The sequence below is a fragment of the Kitasatospora sp. NPDC096077 genome, assembly GCF_040303245.1.
In the GTDB taxonomy this organism is placed as follows: Bacteria; Actinomycetota; Actinomycetes; order Streptomycetales; family Streptomycetaceae; genus Kitasatospora.
The window spans coordinates 346,190-362,776 of the sequence record NZ_JBEOSV010000002.1 but is presented as its reverse complement, the minus strand read 5'-3'; the positions used below and the strand labels follow the sequence as shown (position 1 = coordinate 362,776).

The 16,587-nt window shown below is 74.3% G+C and carries 19 protein-coding genes and 1 other RNA gene; 9 read left to right on the top strand and 11 right to left on the bottom strand.

Annotation, left to right across the window (positions count from 1 at the left end; all coding sequences use genetic code 11):
• Nucleotides 1-126 precede the first annotated feature (126 nt).
• A complete protein-coding gene (locus ABTZ03_RS03525; protein WP_350511183.1) occupies nucleotides 127-942 on the top strand; it encodes a site-2 protease family protein in 816 nt (271 codons plus the stop codon).
• A gap of 8 nt (nucleotides 943-950) precedes the next feature.
• Here ABTZ03_RS03525 and ABTZ03_RS03520 read toward each other — a convergent pair whose 3' ends face one another.
• Together ABTZ03_RS03520 and npdG are read right to left on the bottom strand one after the other, a co-directional pair.
• Entirely contained in the window at nucleotides 951-1,142 is a 192-nt protein-coding gene (locus ABTZ03_RS03520) for a hypothetical protein (RefSeq protein ID WP_350511182.1), read from the bottom strand.
• Between the two features lie 113 nt (nucleotides 1,143-1,255).
• On the bottom strand, nucleotides 1,256-1,960 hold the full coding sequence (gene npdG / locus ABTZ03_RS03515; protein ID WP_350511181.1) for an NADPH-dependent F420 reductase: 705 nt from the start codon (nucleotides 1,958-1,960) through the stop codon (nucleotides 1,256-1,258).
• Between the two features lie 47 nt (nucleotides 1,961-2,007).
• Between npdG and ABTZ03_RS03510 the strand changes: the two genes are divergently transcribed.
• Entirely contained in the window at nucleotides 2,008-2,652 is a 645-nt protein-coding gene (locus ABTZ03_RS03510; protein WP_350511180.1) for a hypothetical protein, read from the top strand.
• Between the two features lie 46 nt (nucleotides 2,653-2,698).
• Entirely contained in the window at nucleotides 2,699-4,027 is a 1,329-nt protein-coding gene (locus ABTZ03_RS03505) for an MFS transporter (RefSeq protein WP_350511179.1), read from the top strand.
• A gap of 4 nt (nucleotides 4,028-4,031) precedes the next feature.
• Here ABTZ03_RS03505 and ABTZ03_RS03500 read toward each other — a convergent pair whose 3' ends face one another.
• On the bottom strand, nucleotides 4,032-4,262 hold the full coding sequence (locus ABTZ03_RS03500; RefSeq protein WP_350511178.1) for a hypothetical protein: 231 nt from the start codon (nucleotides 4,260-4,262) through the stop codon (nucleotides 4,032-4,034).
• A 115-nt stretch (nucleotides 4,263-4,377) separates the two neighbouring features.
• On the opposite strand from ABTZ03_RS03500, the gene map reads away from it, so the two are divergent.
• A complete protein-coding gene (gene map, locus ABTZ03_RS03495; protein WP_350511177.1) occupies nucleotides 4,378-5,223 on the top strand; it encodes a type I methionyl aminopeptidase in 846 nt (281 codons plus the stop codon).
• Nucleotides 5,224-5,384: 161 nt separating this feature from the next.
• On the opposite strand, the gene ABTZ03_RS03490 is transcribed toward map, so the two are convergent.
• On the bottom strand, nucleotides 5,385-6,083 hold the full coding sequence (locus ABTZ03_RS03490; protein ID WP_350511176.1) for a bifunctional DNA primase/polymerase: 699 nt from the start codon (nucleotides 6,081-6,083) through the stop codon (nucleotides 5,385-5,387).
• Nucleotides 6,084-6,555: 472 nt separating this feature from the next.
• On the opposite strand from ABTZ03_RS03490, the gene ABTZ03_RS03485 reads away from it, so the two are divergent.
• Together ABTZ03_RS03485 and ABTZ03_RS03480 are read left to right on the top strand one after the other, a co-directional pair.
• Nucleotides 6,556-6,786 carry a DUF8847 domain-containing protein gene (locus ABTZ03_RS03485; protein WP_350511175.1) on the top strand — a complete coding sequence of 77 codons (231 nt, stop codon included), beginning with the start codon at nucleotides 6,556-6,558 and terminating at the stop codon, nucleotides 6,784-6,786.
• Nucleotides 6,787-6,822: 36 nt separating this feature from the next.
• On the top strand, nucleotides 6,823-7,032 hold the full coding sequence (locus ABTZ03_RS03480; RefSeq protein ID WP_350511174.1) for a hypothetical protein: 210 nt from the start codon (nucleotides 6,823-6,825) through the stop codon (nucleotides 7,030-7,032).
• Between the two features lie 93 nt (nucleotides 7,033-7,125).
• Here the strand turns inward: ABTZ03_RS03480 and ABTZ03_RS03475 are convergent, their stop codons facing one another.
• Nucleotides 7,126-7,803, bottom strand: a complete 678-nt coding sequence (locus ABTZ03_RS03475; RefSeq protein WP_350511173.1) for a PadR family transcriptional regulator — start codon at nucleotides 7,801-7,803, stop codon at nucleotides 7,126-7,128.
• 176 nt (nucleotides 7,804-7,979) lie between these two features.
• On the opposite strand from ABTZ03_RS03475, the gene ABTZ03_RS03470 reads away from it, so the two are divergent.
• Nucleotides 7,980-8,423, top strand: a complete 444-nt coding sequence (locus tag ABTZ03_RS03470; RefSeq protein WP_350511172.1) for an ACT domain-containing protein — start codon at nucleotides 7,980-7,982, stop codon at nucleotides 8,421-8,423.
• 124 nt (nucleotides 8,424-8,547) lie between these two features.
• On the opposite strand, the gene rnpB is transcribed toward ABTZ03_RS03470, so the two are convergent.
• The 3 genes from rnpB to ABTZ03_RS03455 form a co-directional block, all read right to left on the bottom strand.
• Nucleotides 8,548-8,945: RNase P RNA component class A (gene rnpB / locus ABTZ03_RS03465), an RNA gene on the bottom strand.
• Between the two features lie 13 nt (nucleotides 8,946-8,958).
• A complete protein-coding gene (locus ABTZ03_RS03460) occupies nucleotides 8,959-10,479 on the bottom strand; it encodes an MFS transporter (RefSeq protein WP_502894374.1) in 1,521 nt (506 codons plus the stop codon).
• A 121-nt stretch (nucleotides 10,480-10,600) separates the two neighbouring features.
• Entirely contained in the window at nucleotides 10,601-12,082 is a 1,482-nt protein-coding gene (locus tag ABTZ03_RS03455; RefSeq protein WP_350511171.1) for an RNB domain-containing ribonuclease, read from the bottom strand.
• 193 nt (nucleotides 12,083-12,275) lie between these two features.
• Here ABTZ03_RS03455 and ABTZ03_RS03450 point away from each other — a divergent pair, with 193 nt between their 5' ends.
• Together ABTZ03_RS03450 and yaaA are read left to right on the top strand one after the other, a co-directional pair.
• The gene (locus ABTZ03_RS03450; RefSeq protein ID WP_350511170.1) at nucleotides 12,276-12,725 is read left to right on the top strand and encodes a DUF3995 domain-containing protein; all 450 of its coding nucleotides are present in this window, start codon (nucleotides 12,276-12,278) and stop codon (nucleotides 12,723-12,725) included.
• A gap of 10 nt (nucleotides 12,726-12,735) precedes the next feature.
• Entirely contained in the window at nucleotides 12,736-13,521 is a 786-nt protein-coding gene (gene yaaA / locus ABTZ03_RS03445) for a peroxide stress protein YaaA (protein ID WP_350511169.1), read from the top strand.
• A 66-nt stretch (nucleotides 13,522-13,587) separates the two neighbouring features.
• Here yaaA and ABTZ03_RS03440 read toward each other — a convergent pair whose 3' ends face one another.
• Genes ABTZ03_RS03440 through ABTZ03_RS03430 form a run of 3 tightly spaced genes read right to left on the bottom strand, consistent with a single transcriptional unit; the run spans nucleotide 13,588 to nucleotide 16,383 of the window.
• On the bottom strand, nucleotides 13,588-14,775 hold the full coding sequence (locus ABTZ03_RS03440; protein ID WP_350511168.1) for a bifunctional RNase H/acid phosphatase: 1,188 nt from the start codon (nucleotides 14,773-14,775) through the stop codon (nucleotides 13,588-13,590).
• A 4-nt stretch (nucleotides 14,776-14,779) separates the two neighbouring features.
• Nucleotides 14,780-15,523, bottom strand: a complete 744-nt coding sequence (locus tag ABTZ03_RS03435) for a zinc ribbon domain-containing protein (RefSeq protein ID WP_350511167.1) — start codon at nucleotides 15,521-15,523, stop codon at nucleotides 14,780-14,782.
• Between the two features lie 23 nt (nucleotides 15,524-15,546).
• Complete coding sequence (locus ABTZ03_RS03430; protein WP_350511166.1) at nucleotides 15,547-16,383, bottom strand: Nif3-like dinuclear metal center hexameric protein; 837 nt, start codon at nucleotides 16,381-16,383, stop codon at nucleotides 15,547-15,549.
• Between the last annotated feature and the right edge of the window lie 204 nt (nucleotides 16,384-16,587).

The window sequence follows — 16,587 nt, the reverse complement described above, 5'->3', positions numbered from 1 at the left end:
GTCCGGTGGAACCGGCCCCGGCACCTCGGACGTTCACCCCGGGTGGCTTGTCCGGCCACCGACCCGCCCGGCATGATCGGTCCCTGCCGGTAGTCCCCCGTCCCTCTGTCCACGGAGCACCCACAGATGACCTTCGCCGCCACGCCGCGTTCCCGCAGCGAGGACCGCCGGATCAGCCCGGTGTTCTGGGTGCTCCTCGCCACCCTGGGCACCTCCGCCTGGGCGGTGTACTCGGGCTTCGGCAACGCCCGCTTCGGGGTGTTCCTGTTCGTGGTGTCGGGGTGGGTCGTCTCGCTCTGCCTCCACGAGTACGCCCACGCGCGCACCGCCCTGCACGGCGGCGACATCACCGTCGGGGCCAAGGGCTACCTCACGCTCAACCCGCTGAAGTACGCCAACATGCTGCTCAGCCTCGTGCTGCCGATCGTCTTCATGATCCTCGGCGGCATCGGCCTGCCCGGCGGCTCGGTGTGGATCGAGCGCAGCCGGATCCACGGCCGGCTCAAGCACAGCCTGATCTCGGCGGCCGGCCCGCTGGTGAACGTGCTGATCGGGGCGGCGCTGCTGATCCCGGTCGGCGCGGGCTGGCTGGACGGCTCCGACCTGCACTCCACGTTCTACGGCTACGACTACGACGCCTCCCCCTTCGCCTGCGCCCTCGGGTTCCTCGGCCTGCTGCAGCTCAGCGCGGCACTGCTGAACCTGCTGCCGATCCCCGGCCTGGACGGCTACGGGATCGTCGAGCCCTGGCTCTCCGCCAAGACCCGGCGCGCGGTCGAGCCCTTCGCCCCGTACGGGATGCTGGCGGTGTTCGCCCTGCTGTGGCAGCCCGAGGTGAACTCGTTCGTCTTCGGGATCGTCCACGACCTGATGGGCCTGTTCGGCGTGAGCACCGACTACGCGACGATCGGCCGCTACCTGTTCAGCTTCTGGAAGAGCTAGCCGACGAGCTAGCCCTGCTCGGCGGCGGCGGCCGCCTCGGCGAGCTTGGCCCTGCGCCGGTTCATCCACAGCACGTTGCTCGCCACACCGGCCAGCGGGAGCCAGATCAGCCCGATCCAGAAGCCCTCGACCATCGAGACCACGGCGGCCGCCAGCGCGAGGACGACGACGAGCAGGGCGAACAGGGACGTGCGAGGCATGGCGCGGGACTCCTAGGACCGGGTACGGACGGCCGGATGGCGGCCGTCCCCCATTGTCGCCGACCTCACCTCCTGAAGCCTTCCAGGGGTGAGGTCGACACGGGGTCCACCGGTCACACGTCGGTGATCCGCAGGCCCGCGTGGGCCTTGTAGCGGCGGTTGACCGAGATCAGGTTCGCCACCAGCGCCTCCACCTGGTGGGCGTTGCGCAGCCGGCCGGAGAAGATGCCGCGCATGCCGGGGATCAGGCCCGCCAGCGCCCGCACCACGTCGGTGGCGGCCCGGTCGTCGCCGAGCACCATGACGTCGGTATCGATCCGCTCCACCGACTCGTCCTGCAGCAGCACCGCCGAGAGGTGGTGGAAGGCGGCGGTCACCCGGGAGTCCGGCAGCAGGGCGGCGGCCTGCTGGGCGGCGCTGCCCTCCTCCGGCTTGAGCGCGTAGGCGCCCTGCTTGTCGAAGCCGAGCGGGTTGACGCAGTCGACGACGATCTTCCCGGCCAGCTCCGCGCGCAGCGCGGTCAGGGTGGCGGCGTGACCGTCCCACGGGACGGCGACGATCACCACGTCGCTCTCCCGGGCGACGGTGGCGTTGTCGGCGCCGCGCACGCCGACGCCCAGTTCGGCGGCCGAGGCCTCGGCCCGGGCGGCGTCGCGGGAACCGATGATCACCTGCTGGCCGGCCTTGGCCAGCCGCAGGGCCAGGCCGCGCCCCTGGTCGCCGGTGCCACCGAGGACGCCGACCACCAGCTGGGAGACGTCCGGCAGTTCGTGAGCCGGGTTTGCTGCCGGGTTTGTCGCTGAATCGAGGGAAGTCATGGGCTGATCCTGCCAAACCGCGCGCCCGGCGCGACATCCTGGCCCGCATGGACGCGGTGAGAGTTTCGGCACTCCGGGAACGACTGGCCGGCACCGGCTGGCTGGAGGCGGTCGGCGGCTTCGCCGGCACCCTGCGGCGTTCGGTGGAGCGGCGCGGGGCGGGCGAGTTGCTGCTGGTCGGCACCGAGGCGTACGAGCCCTGGCACCTGGCCGCCCACCTGGCGGACGAGGCCGCCTGGTCCGCCGTCCCCCGGCTGGCCCCCACCCTGCTGCGGCACCGCCCGCCCGCCGCCGCCCCCGCCCACCTGGCGCACGACCTGCGGCGGCTCACCGAGGCCGGGCGCGGCGCCACCGTGCTGGTGGTGGCCCCGGGGGCGGCGGGCGCCCCGCTGCTCGAACGGGTGCAGGACGCCCGTCGGCACGGTGCGACGGTGCTCGCCCTGGACGGCGCGGCCGCACCGGGTGGCCTCGGCGCCCCCGCCGACCTGGCTGACCTGACCGACCTCGCCGACCTCGCCGGTCTCGCGCACGAGCGGCTCGCCGTCGGGACCGCCGCCGAGGAGCCCTTCGACCTGGCCCAGCACCTGGTCAGCGCCGCCGCCGGACAGCCGCCCGGCCGCCGCTCCGCCCTGGACCGGCTGGCCGGGCTCGCCGAACGGCTGACCTCGGCGCCCACGCTCAGCCGCTGGTGAAAAACCCGTTGCGGGGTGCCAACCGGCGGTCCCAGGATGGTCGTTCGTGAACGACGACGAACCACCCCATACCGGTCGGTGGCGCACCCTGCTGCGCTCACTCGCACCCGACCTCTCACCGTGGCGCGCCTCCCGCGACTTCCGCCACCTGTGGATCAGCGGCTGCATCACCACCTTCGGCAGCTTCCTGACGTACGTCGCCGTGCCGATGCAGATCAAGGAGCTCACCGACTCCTCCTTCGCGGTCGGGCTGATCGGCGCCGTCGAACTCGTCCCGCTGATCGTCTTCGGCCTCTGGGGCGGCGCCCTCGCCGACGCCCTGGACCGGCGCAAGCTGGTGCTGCGCTCCGAGGCCGCGCTCGGCCTGCTGGCCGGGCTGCTGCTGCTCAACGCCCTGCTGCCGCACCCGGTGCTCTGGCCGATCTACCTGGTCGCCGCGCTGGTCGCGGCCTGCGACGGACTGCAGCGCCCGGCGCTGGACTCGCTGCTGCCGCGGATCGTCGCGCACCAGCACCTGTCGGCCGCCTTCGCCCTCAAGTCCCTGTACCACAACGTCGCTTCGGTGGCCGGACCGGCGCTGGCCGGTGTCGTGGTGGCCTTCTCCGGGGTGCAGACCGCGTACGCGCTGGACGTGCTCACCTTCGCCGCCTCCCTGCTGCTGCTGGTCCGGATCAAGGCGGTGCCGCCGCCCACCGGCGCCGAACGGCCTTCCGTCCGGGCGGTGTTGACCGGTGTGCGGTACGCGTGGAGCCGCAAGGACCTGCTCGGCACCTACGCGATCGACACCTGCGCCATGCTGTTCGCCTTCCCGGTGGCCGTCTTCCCCTTCCTGGCCTCGGAGTTGGGCGCGGACTGGGCGCTCGGCCCGATGTACGCGGCCTCCGCCGTCGGCGCCCTGCTGGTCGGCGCGACCAGCGGCTGGACCTCCCGGGTGCACCGGCACGGCCGGCTGCTGGTGGCCGCCGCGGTCGCCTGGGGCGCGGCCATGGCACTGGCCGGGCTGTCCGGGAGCGTCTGGGTGGTGCTGCTCGGACTGGCCCTGGCCGGCGGGGCGGACGAGATCAGCGGGATCGCCCGCTCGACCATGTGGAACCAGTCCATCCCGGACGCGGTCCGCGGCCGGATGGCCGGCGTCGAGCTGCTCAGCTTCTCCGTCGGCCCCCAGCTCGGCCAGGTCCGGGCCGGCACCATGGCCGGCCTGATCGGCGCCCGCGCCGCGGTCTGGACCGGCGGCCTGGCCTGCGTCGCCGCCGTCCTCGCCGTCGCCGCCGCCCTCCCCCGCCTGCTCGCCTACGACGACCGCACCGACCCGCACACCGCCGCCGTCCGCGCCGAACACGAACGCACGGAGCAGGAGGCGGCCACCCCGGCCTGAGCGACTACCGGCCCTCCTCATCCTTCGGCTGGTCGGTCCAGCGGGGGTCGTTCCGCCACTCGCGGTTGCGCTCGTCCGCGATCTGAAGGGCTTGGGCGGCCTCCTCGGGGGTGGCGTACGGGCCGAGGCGGTCCTTGGCCGGGCACTCCGGGCCCTCCTCGACCTTGCCGTGCTTGATGCAGTAGAACCACTCACCGGGCTTGCCGGTCGGCTTGCGGTTGAATCCGAGGGGCATGGCACTCTCCCGTTCCAGATCTGGGGTCGGTACCGATCATTCCCCGGCCGGGGCCGCCCTGCACACCGCGGGGGAACCTCCGGGCGCGGGCCGGACAGGGCCTAGACTCGCCGCCATGGCTCTCGTACCCGGCATCCAGTCCCCCATCCGCAAGGTCCCGGCGCACATCACGCGCCCCGAGTACGTCGGGAAGCCCGCCCCGACGCCGTACACCGGGCCCGAGGTGCAGACCGCCGAGACCATCGAGAAGATGCGGATCGCGGGCGGGATCGCCGCCCGGGCGATGGCGGCGGCCGCCGAGCTGATCGCCCCCGGCGTCACCACCGACGAGCTGGACGCCGTCGCCCACGCGTACATGTGCGACCACGGCGCCTACCCGTCCGACCTGGGCTACCGCGGCTTCCCCAAGTCCGTCTGCACCTCGATCAACGAGGTGATCTGCCACGGCATCCCGGACTCGACCGTGCTGCAGGACGGCGACATCGTCAACATCGACGCCACCGCGTACATCCACGGGGTGCACGGCGACCTCAACGCCACCTACCTGGTCGGCGACGTGGACGAGGAGTCCCGGCTGCTGGTCGAGCGCACCCGGGAGTCGCTCAACCGGGCGATCAAGGCCGTCAAGCCGGGCCGCCAGATCAACGTCATCGGACGGGTCATCGAGTCCTACGCCAAGCGCTTCGACTACGGCGTGGTGCGGGACTTCACCGGACACGGCATCAACACGTCGTTCCACTCCGGCCTGATCATCCCGCACTACGACAGCGAGCGGGCCACCGAGGTCATCAAGCCCGGCATGACCTTCACCATCGAGCCGATGCTCACCCTGGGCACCTACGACTACGAGATCTGGCCGGACGGCTGGACGGTCGTCACCAAGGACCGCAAGCGCACCGCCCAGTTCGAGCACACCCTGGTGGTCACGGCGGACGGCGCGGAGATCCTCACCCTGCCGTGACCGACCCGGCCCGCCCGCCCCGCTGCGCCCCGGCCCGCCCCGAGCCGAAGGGGCGCGCCGGTGCCGAGAGGGAGAAGCGAGGGAGCGACGAAGGAGCGCGGGAGCGCCGACCGTCGGCACCGGGTCGAAGCGCCCCGGAGGCGAGCGGGCGAGTTGCAGCGTCAGCCGATGAGCCACTGCTCCTCGGCGACGGCGCCCACCTCGGTGCAGGCGTCGGTGAGCACGTCCAGCACCCGCAGCGGGTCCGGCAGCGGCAGCTCCGGCCCGCGCAGCCACCGCACCTCGGAGCCGTCCGGCAGCGCGGCCGGCGGCAGCAGGGTGTAGGAGCCGCGGCAGTGCCAGCGCAGGCCCGGGTGTTCGGACACGGTGTCCGGGGTGGAGTCGAGCGCGCTGTCCCACCACTCGTCCTCGTCCTGCGGGGTGCCGCGGGTGGCGGTGAAGAACAGGTAGCGGTCCTCGCCGACGGCGGCGACCGGACCCTCGACGCCCAGCGCGGTCAGCCGTTCCAGGGCGAGCCGGCCGGCCTCGGCCGGGACGTCCAGCACGTCGTGCACCCGGCCGGTGGCGGTGACGAAGTTGGCCTGGGGGTCGCGGGTGAGCCAGCGGGAGAGCTGCTCGGGGTCGGTGGTGGCCTGGGTCTGCCAGGCGAAGGAGACCGGGTGCCGGGCCGGGGCCGGACAGGCCACCCGGTCGCAGGAACATCGGTAGCCGGCCGGGTGGGCGGCGGGCGCGAGGGGGAATCCGGCGCGCACCGCGCCGAGCAGCTGGTCCAGTCTGGCGGCCGGATCCGCACCCCCCGGGCGGGTCCGCTCCCGGTCACGCTTCTGCCACCAGGTCGTCCACCTGTTGCCGGCTTCCATCGGGCCCCTTCCGCGCAACTGCCGTGCCTGGTGCGACACAGCGTCCGACGTACCATCCGACGCAACGCACGGCGCCCCCGGCTGCTTCCCGGTCGGTGCTCGGCCCTGCTGTTCGGCGCCCCGCCGACCGCGGCCCGGGGTCACCGGACGGACGGCGCCAGGGTCTCGGTACGCCTGTCGCGGCAGCACGCTGTCCGCGCCGGTGACGGCCGGAGGGCACGCTGACTCGCGCCTCGCCCGGCCCGTACGGGGCCCGCTGACCCGGGGTGGACCCCAGGGGCGTACAGGCAAGGATAGGGGTGCGCGGGGCCTTCGGATGACCGGGGGCAGTGCCTCTCCGGTCACATCCCGGGCACCGCGCCCACACCGGGCCCGCGCCCCGAGGTGCCCCCTCGGTGCCCCCTCGGTGCCCCCCGGGTGCCCGCCCGGTGCTCCCACCGTGGCCGCCGCATGGAGGTGAGACCCTGGAGGGATGAAGAGCGCGGACACCGAATTCGTCGGCGGCCCCCTGGACGGGAAGGTCCTCCCGATCCCGCTGGGGCCGATGCTGGGCGTGCCCAAGAAGTACAAGGTCCCGGTCCCCGCGCACGGCGACTCCCCCGCGCGCACACTGGTGTACGTCCGGACCAAGCAGGTACGGGGGCTGAGCTGGTTCTGGCGCTACGAGTACGACGAGGCGGCCTCGGCCCGGACCCCGGGCTGACCGGTCGCCCGCTTCGACCCTCCCCGGGAGGTCGGCATGGCCAGGACGGTACGGCACCGCGTACGGCAACCGCGCAGCCGCGCGCGGGCGGCCGCCCAGCACAACCGGCAGGTCGCCGGGGTGACCGGGGCGCTGCTGCTGGTGGTCTGCCTCTACAGCGTGACGATCGGGCCCGACGGCTGGCTCTGGTTCGGTTGGGCGGTGCTGCTGCTCGCCTGCGTGGCCCTGTTCGTGGTCCGTCCCTGAGCGTTCCCGGTCCGTCCCTGAGCAGCGGCACCGCCCGTGTCACCGGCTGTCGCCGGGGTCGTCCCCCCGCGCCGGTCGGTCCCCCCGCGCCGGTCAGTCATCCTCGGCGAGGATGAGGTACAGCTTCTTGCGGGTCTCGGTCAGTACCGCCAGACCCTTGGCGCGCTGCGCCTCGGTGCCCGTGCGCATGACCTGCTGGACCGCCTGGTCGACCGCGGCGAGCGCCTGGCCGACCTCCTGGATGGCCTCCCAGTCGACCTCCCGGCCGGCCTCGGCCCACGGCTCCGCGGGACCGGCCTCGGCCTCGGCGCGGCCCGCCTCGGTGAGCGAGACCAGCCGCTTGCCGCCGACCTCCTCCGCGACGATCAGGCCCTCCTCCTCCAGCAGTTGGAGGTTGGGGTAGATCGATCCCGGGCTGGGCCGCCAGGCCCCGTTGGTCCGTTCGGCGATCTCGGCGATCATCTCGTAGCCGTGCATCGGCCGCTCCTTGAGCAGTGCCAGCAGCGAGGCCCGGACGTCCCCGCGCCGGGCCCGGCCGCCGCGCCGCCCGTGCGGGCCGCCGCGCCGACCGCCGTGGCCGCCGAAGCCGTGCCCGAACGGGCCGCCCATCGACCGGCCGGGGCCGCCGCCGAACGGCGGACCGAAGCCGCCGAAGGCCGACCGCCCCTCGAAGCCGTCCTCGGGCAGTCCGCGGAACTCCGGGCCCGGCCCGCGGCGGCGTCCGCCGTCGCCCCGCGGCCCTTCCTGACGGAATCGCATTCCTGAGCGCATGGCGCCCACCTCCTTGAGGTTTTTCGATCTTCCTTGCTGTTCCGAAACAGTCGAGTCACTGTCTCGATAGTTCGACGATATATCGGTGACTGACGCTCGTCAACGGATACCGACACGGTTCCGACAATGGGCGCCCGCCCCGGCGGAACGGATGCGGAACCGATACGGTGACGGGCATGGCCGGTGAACGAGACCTTGCGACCCTGCTGCGCGGGATGCGACCGCAGCTCAACCCGGGGCGGTTCGTGTACTGCACCCTCCCCGCGAAGGTGCCCGCCGGCATGCGGCCGGTGGTGACCGTCGCCGAGCCCGAGGGGGTGACGGTGGTGGTCGCCCAGGACGAGGCCGACGCGCTCGGACTGCGCTACGAGTACGTGGCGGCCTGGATCACCCTGCAGATCCACTCCGCGCTGGAGGCCGTCGGACTGACCGCGGCCGTGGCCGGGCGGCTCGCCGAGGAGGGCATCAGCTGCAACGTGGTGGCCGGCTTCCACCACGACCACCTGTTCGTCGCCGCCGACGACGCCGACCGGGCCGTCCGGGCCCTGACGGAGCTCTCCGCCCGCTCCGGGGGTTCCGGCGACGACGGGGACACCGGGGGCGCTGCGACTTCCGTCTGACGGTCCCGCCGGGTGGCCGCCGTCGAACGCCCCGCTGCGAACAGTGCAACGTGCGCATCGCACACGAAGGCCCTCCGGTCCGCGCTGCTCGCGCGGGCCGGAGGGCCTTCGGACGTTCAAGGGGCGGAAGAGTCGGCCTGTACGCCGGGTTCTGTCACCCGGGTTGCTTGCGCGGCCCGGGGAGACGGCCATCCATCTAGGGCTGCCGTTGCCGACAGCCTCGTGCGGTCTACCCGCGAATTCGGGCGAGCAGCCCTCAAGCATCCGCGCACGGCGCCCGGAGGCACCGATCTTGACCTTGCTCCAGGTGGGGTTTACCTAGCCGGCCGGGTCACCCCGGTCGCTGGTGGTCTCTTACACCACCGTTTCACCCTTACCCACGCGCCGAAGCGGTGGGCGGTCTGTTTTCTGTGGCACTGTCCCGCGGGTCACCCCGGGTGGGCGTTACCCACCACCCTGCTCTGTGGAGCCCGGACGTTCCTCGGCGGGTCAGAGACCCGTCGCGACCGCCCGGCCGGCTCTTCCGCCGTAGTGGTCATGGTAGCCGCTCGGGCGGGGCCTCCCGAACACCGGACCCCCGGACCGACGGCGGCTCGGCCCCCAGTCGGGCGGCCACCCGGGCGGCCGTGCCGGTCGCCCAGGAGCCGGTGGTGAGCAGGCCGAGGCCGAGGATCGCGCCGCCCAGACCGACCAGGATCCACCAGCCGGCGTGGCTGGCCGGGGCGAAACCGGTGGCCACCGGGCCGACCACGGCCGAGGTGACCACCGTGCCGATCACCGCGACGCCCAGCGACTGGCCGATCTGCCGGCTGGTCGAGGCCACCGCGGCCGCCACCCCGGCCTGGGAGCGCGGCATGCCGGAGACCGCCGCGTTGGTGATCGGCGCGTTCACCATGCCGAAGCCGAAACCGAACAGCGCGTACGCGACCAGCAGCAGCGCGGCCGGGGAGTCGGCCGTCAGCCGGGTGAGCAGCAGGCCGCTCGCGGCCAGGCCGAGCCCGGACAGCACCAGTGGCAGGCGCGGGCCCCGGCTGCCGACGATCCGTCCGGACAGCGGCGCGCAGACCAGCAGCAGCCCGGCCATCGGCAACGTCCACAGGCCCGCCTCGACCGGGCTGTAGTGCCGGACGTCCTGGAGGTAGAGGGTGTTGAGGAAGAGGAAGCCGCCGAGCGCGGCGAAGGCGCAGACCGCGGTGAGGGTGGCCCCGGTGAACGGCGCGGCGGCGAAGAAGCGCGGGTCCACCAGCGGCTCGGCGACCCGCCGCTCCCACAGCGGGAAGGCGATCAGCGCGACCACCGCGGCCGCGGCGAGGGCCAGGATCAGCGGGGAGGTCCAGCCGTGGGCCGGGCCCTCGATGATCGCGGCGGTGCCGCAGCCGAGCAGGACGATCATCAGCAGCTGCCCCACCGGGTCCAGTCGGCGCGGACGCGGCGCACGCGACTCGGGGACGTGACGGGCGGTCAGCAGCATGGCCAGCAGGGCCACCGGAACGTTGATCAGGAAGATCGCGGGCCAGCCGGCGGCGTCCACCAGGAAGCCGCCGAGCAGCGGTCCGAGCGCCATCGAGATGCCCACCACGCCACCCCAGACGCCGATCGCCCGGGCCCGCTCCCCGGGGTCGGTGAAGGTGTTGGCGATGATCGAGACCGCCACCGGGTTGAGCATCGAACCGCCCACCGCCTGCAGCGCCCGGAACGCCACCAGCCACTCCAGGCCGGGCGCCAGACTGCACAGCAGCGAGCCGAGCGCGAAGCAGGCCAGCCCGATCTGGAACACCCGGCGGCGGCCGAAGCGGTCGGCCACCGAGCCGAACAGCATCAGCAGCGAGGCCAGCACCAGGGTGTAGGCGTCGATGATCCACTGCAGGCCGGAGGCGGGGGCCGCCAGGTCCTTCTGGATCACCGGCAGCGCGATGTTCACCACGGTGTTGTCCAGACCCACGATGAACAGGCTCAGGCAGCAGATCGCCAGGACCAGCAGCCGGTGGCGGCGCCCGGCGTCGGGCGCGGCGGTCGTGGGGGGTACGGGGGGTGCGGGGAGCTGGGGAGCGGGCACGGACCGATCCTCCCACCGCAGGCCGGGGGGCGGGCGCGGAGCGGTCCGTCCGGGTGGCTACCCGGACCGCGGTGCGTCAGGCCACGGTGCGTCAGGCCACGGTGCGTCAGACCGCGGTTCGTCAGACCGCAGCGAAACGGACCGTCCGGGTGGCCGGGTCGGCCCGGGTCAGCCGGACGTCGATCACCCGGCCGAGCGGCAGCCGGGCCCGGCCTCCGTCCGGAGCGCCGTCCGGAGCGGCGGCCGCGTCGCAGCGGGCCCGGACGGCCGGCTCGCGCAGCTGGACGACGCCCGAGCCGGGACGCTTCTCGTCCACCTCGATCACCACCGCCGCGAAGTCCTCGCCCTCCCTGCCGACCAGCAGCTCCGCCTCCACCAGGTCCACGCAGGCCCGTTCGACCTCGGCCGCCCGGCGGTCCCCGCCCGCCATCAGGGCCGGCACCGTCGGCAGCGCCTCGCGGGCCCAGTCCGGCACGTCCTCCCCCGCCGCCACCGCCGCGCACACCTCCTGCGCGAAGCGGTCGCCGAGCCGGCGCAGCGGCGCGGTGCAGTGGGCGTACGGGGCGGCCAGTGCGGCGTGGTCCGGCTCGGCGGGGGCGGGCAGGCCGCGGGACTCGTCGAAGGCGTGGTAGCCGGCGCCGCGCAGCAGCCCGGTGCAGGCGTTCAGGAAGGCGGCGTTCAGCGGCGCCTCGGGATCCAGCGAGCGGATCAGCTCCGGGTAGCGGACGGCCTGCGGCCAGTCGACGTCCAGCGCGGCGGCGATCCGGCGCAGCCGCTCGTACGCGGCGGCGGGCGCGGCGGGCAGGGTGCGCAGCAGGCCGACGCCCGCGTCCAGCATCAGGTCGGCCGCGGCCATGCCGGTGAGCAGGGAGATCTGGGCGTTCCAGCCGTCGGCGGGTCCGGGTGCGCGGTAGCCGAGCACATAGCCGTGCAGGGTCTCCTCCACCTCCTGCTCGGGCACCGGCAGGCTGATCCCGCCCCGGGCCCGCTCCTGCTCCTCGCGCAGCCGGCCGACGACGGCGAGCAGGGCGAGCTGCTCGTCGGCGCCGCCGAGGTCCACGGCGCGCTGGACGGCGGCGTAGTCGAGGCGGCGGTGCGACCGCACCAGGGCGCGGCGGAGGTCGGCCAGCACCACGGCGCCGTCGGCATCCAGGTCCAGCTGCCAGAGCAGGGCCGGGCGGGGCTCGCCGGGCAGCAGGCTGGCGGCGTCCTCGGAGATCCGGGCGGGGTGCAGGGGGACGCGGTGGTCCGGGAAGTAGAGGGTCTCGACCCTGCGGCGGGCCTCGGCGTCGATGGCGCCGCCGGGGCGGACGAAGGCGGCGACGTCGGCGATCGCATAGTGCACCCGGTAGCCGCCGCCGGGACGGTGGCTGAGGTGCATGGCCTGGTCGAGGTCGCGGGAGCCGGGCGGGTCGACGGTGAACAGCGGCAGGTCGGTGGCGTCGTACTCGGGCAGCCGGGGGTGTTCGGCCGCCTCCTCCGCCTCGGCGAGCACCGCCTCGGGCCACTCGGTGTGGATCTCCAGGCGGGTGCGGAGCTCGGCCAGCTCGGTGTTGATCCGGGCGGAGTCGACGGCCTTGACGCGCAGTTTTCGGCGAGGCATGCAGGCCAGCCTAGGGCGATTCGGGTGATTCCGTGTGATTTCGGGCACGGGCCCACGGCGCGTCCACCGGGGTCCGCGCCCGTCGGAGCGGCCCGCGGGGTACGGGAGCGGTACGGGAGCGGTGCGGCCGACCGGGGCGGTGTGAGAGCTCGTACGGTGGGGTGGAGTCGCTGTCGACGGAGGGGTGCGGGTGATGGCTGTGGTCCGGGCGGTCGGGGCCGGGGTGGCGGCGGGGCTGGGGGTGACGGCGGCGCTGCACGCGGTGTGGACCGTGACGCCGTGGCCGCTGCGCACGCCGGAGGAGTTCGCGGACGTCGTGGTGGGGGCCGGGGAGGGGGTGCCGTCGGCCCGGGCCTGCGTGACGGTGGCGGGGCTGCTGGGGACGGCCTCGTACCTGGTGGCGGCGGAGGCCGGGGTGCTGCCCCGGGTGGGGCCGCGGGGCCTGCGGCGGGCCGGGGTGCGGGCGGCGGCCGGGGTGCTGCTGGCACGCGGGCTGACCGGGCCGGTGGTGTTCGGGCGGCTGAGCCCGCGCTCGGCGCGGTTCCGGCGGCTGAACGTCCGGTACTACTCGCCCCTGTGCGTGGCGTTGGGGGCCGGAGCGGCCGCAGTAGGGTGGCGGGGTTCGTCCGCCACAAACTGTTGAGGAGTCCGCTGTGCTGGTGCTGTTGCCGCCGTCGGAGGGCAAGGCCGGGTCCGGGGACGGCGCGCCGGTCGCGCTCGACCGGCTGTCGCTGCCGGGGCTGACGGCGGCCCGCGGCGCGGTGCTGGAGGCGCTGGTCGACCTCTGCCGGGGGGACCAGGACGCCGCGGCCGAGGTGCTCGGGCTGACGCCCGGGCTGCGCGGCGAGATCGCCAAGAACGCGGGGCTGCCGGAGGCCGGTGCCCGGCCGGCCGGCGAGGTGTACACCGGGGTGCTGTTCGACAACCTCGGGCTGGCCACCCTGGACGCCGCCGCGTACGGACGGGCCGAGCGCTCGCTGCTGGTGTTCTCCGGCCTGTGGGGCGCGGTGCGGGTCTCCGACCGGATCCCGTCCTACCGCTGTTCGATGGGCGTGAAGCTCCCGGGGCTGGGGGCGCTCGGCGCGTACTGGCGGAGCGCGACGGCCACCGTGCTCCCCGAGGTGGCCGACGGGCTGGTGCTGGACCTGCGCAGTTCCGCGTACGCGGCGGCCTGGAAGCCGGCCGGCGAGGTGGCCTCCCGCACCGCGACCGTCCGGGTGCTGCAGGAGCGGGACGGCAAGCGGACGGTGGTCAGCCACTTCAACAAGGCGACCAAGGGCCGGCTGGTGCGGGACCTGCTGGTCACCGGGGCCGAGCCGAAGACGCCGGGCGAGCTGATGGACGCGCTGCGGGAGCTGGGCCACCGGGTCGAGCTGGCGGCGGAGGGCACGGCGCGCAAGGCGTGGCAGCTGGACGTGGTGGTCACCGAGGTGCACTGAGCGCCTCGGCGGTCCGGTGGGGGGGTCAGCGCGGTCGGCCTGACCCCCCGGTCGTCCGGCGGGGCGTCAGCGCAGGTGCGAGGTGTCGTTGAGCAGCCGCAGCGAGGCGTTGCCGTCCGCGTAGTACTGGACGGCGCAGATCGCGGCGGCCGACAGCTCCATCCGGTACATCGAGTCCGGCGGGGCGCCCAGGGCGAGGCGGACCAGCGTCTTGATCGGGCTGACGTGCGAGACCACCAGCACCGTCTTCCCCGCGTACCGGGCGAGGATCTTGTCCCGGGCGACGCCGGCCCGGTGGGTGAGGGTGCTGAAGCTCTCGCCGCTGCCGGTCGGCTTGGCCTTGGCGGAGCCCAGCCAGGCCGAGAGGTCCTCCGGGTGGCGCTCCTGCACCTCGGCGAAGGTCAGGCCCTCCCAGGCGCCGAAGTCCACCTCGCGCAGCCCGTCCTCGTACCGGACCTCCAGGCCGAGCCGGGCGGCGACGATCTCGGCGGTCTGCCGGGTGCGCCGCATCGGGGAGGCGACCACCGCCTGGATGCTGCCGCGCGCGGCCAGCGCCTCGGCGGCCCGCTCGGCCTGCCAGCGGCCCTTGTCGGACAGCTCAGGGTCGCTGCCGCCGCTGCCGGAGAAGCGCTTCTCCGGGGTGAGCGGGGTCTCGCCGTGGCGCAGCAGGACGAAGGTGGTCGGGGTGCCGAGGTCGGCGGGGGCGGCCCAGCCCGCCTTGGGGGCGGGGGTCTTCAGCGGTTCCTCGGCCACGGCCCCGGCCGACGCTCCGGCCGCGGTGGACGCGCCGACCCCGGCGGACGCTCCGGCCCCGGCGGGCTTCCGGGGCTCCCACTGGCGCCCGTCCCGGCCGGCGTCCATCGCCTCGTTGGCCAGCCGGTCGGCGGCCTTGTTCCGCTCGCGCGGGATCCAGGTGTACGTGACCCGGCCGCGCGGGAAGACCTCGCGCGCCTCGGCGGCGAGCGGCTGCATGTCCGGGTGCTTGATCTTCCAGCGCCCGGACATCTGCTCGACGACCAGCTTGGAGTCCATCCGGACGTCCACCGAGGCGTCCGGGTCGAGCGCACGGGCGGCCTTGAGACCGGCGATCAGCCCCTTGTACTCGGCCACGTTGTTGGTGGCGTGGCCGATGAACTCGGCGGCCTCCGCGACGAGTTGCCCGGTGTCGCCGTCCCGGACCACCGCGCCGTAGCCGGCCGGCCCCGGGTTGCCCCGGGACCCGCCGTCCGCCTCGACGATGAAGCGCGCCGGCAACGGATCAGACGCCCGCGTCGGCGGTGCGGACCAGGATCCGCGAGCAGTTCTCGCAGCGGACCACCTTGTCGGCCGGCTCGGCCTTGATGGCGTTCAGCTCGGTGATCGAGAACTCGGTGCGGCAGCCCTCGCAGCGGCGCTGGTAGAGCCGGGCCGCGCCGACGCCACCCTGGGTCTCGCGCAGCTTCGCGTACACCTTCAGCAGGTCGGCCGGGATGACGGCGGCGACGGTCTCGCGGTCGCGCTTGACCTTGTCGGCCTCGCCGTCGATCTCGGCGAACGCGGCGTCGCGGCGGCCCTCGGCCTCCTTGAGCACGACGGTGGAGTGCTCCAGACGGGCGGACAGCTCCTCGACCCGGGTCACGGAGCTCTCCTGCCGCTCCATGATCTCCAGCACGACCTCCTCCAGGTCGCCCTGGCGCTTGGCCAGCGAGCCGATCTCGTGCTGGAGGTTCTCCAGGTCCTTCGGCGAGGTGATCGCACCGGAGTCCAGGCGCTGCTGGTTGCGGGCGGCCCGGGTGCGGACCTGCTCGACGTCCTGCTCGGCCTTGGTCAGCTCGCGGGCGGTGTCGCCCTTCTGGGCCTCGGCGGCGACGACGAGGTCCTTGAGCGCGGTGTGGTCGGCGGTGGCCTTCTCGATCTCGGCGTGCTCGGGCAGGCTCCGACGCCGGTGGGCCAGCTGGTCGAGCTTCGAGTCGATGGCCTGGAGGTCGAGCAGGCGGATCTGGTCGGCGGGCGCGGCGTTCAAGGGGAAAGCTCCTGTGAATCGGGTCAGGCGGTGAAGGACATGGGGGCGTGCGCGGTCCACGGGTCGGTGACCCGCTGGGAGACCTTGGTCTCCACGGCCCAGCCGTGCTGGTCGGCGACGGCCCGCAGGGCGCGCTCGGCCAGGCCGAGCCAGGGCCACTCGGTGGCCCAGTGGGCGGCGTCGACCAGCGCGACCGGCGCGGCCTCGGTGGCCTCGGAGGCCGGGTGGTGACGCAGGTCGGCGGTCACGTAGGCGTCCACACCGGCCGCCCGTACGTCGGCGAAGAAGCTGTCGCCCGAGCCGCCGCACACCGCCACCCGGCCGATCAGCCGGTCCGGGTCGCCGGAGACCCGCACGCCGGCGGCGGTCGCGGGCAGGCCCGCGGCGACCTGGGCGGCGAAGGCCGACAGCGTCAGCGGGGGCTCCAGCAGACCGATCCGGCCGGTGCCGCGACGGCCCAGCGGGTCGGTCGGGTCCGGCACCAGCGGGCCGGTGACCTTGAGGCCGACCGCCTCGGCCAGCGCGTCCGAGACGCCGGGGTCGGCGTGGTCGGCGTTGGTGTGGGCGACGTGCAGCGCGATGCCGTTGGTGATCAGCGTGTGCACCACCCGGCCCTTGAAGGTGGTCGCGGCGACGCTGGTGGTGCCGCGCAGGTACAGGGGGTGGTGGGTGACCACGAGGTCGGCGCCCCACTCCACGGCCTCGTCGACGACCGCCTGGACGGGGTCCACGGCGAACAGCACGCGACCGACCTCGGCCCCGGGGTCTCCGCAGACCAGGCCGACGGCGTCCCAGGACTCCGCCCACTGCGGGGGGTAGACCTCTTCGAGCGCGGTGATGACGTCGGACAGTTTCGGCACCTGTCGAGACTACCGTGCGCGCGGGGCCGGTCGGGCCTCGGCCGTTCGGGGGACGGGGCCGGGCGGGACCGCGGACGGGGGTGCTGGTGCCGTACGGATGCGCGTCAACCTGCGGCCGGAGCGCCCGGAGCCCGGTCCGGGGCGCCCGTTCGGAGCCCGCGCGCGTCGTACGCGCCCGTGCGCCGGGCGCCCGTTACTCACAGC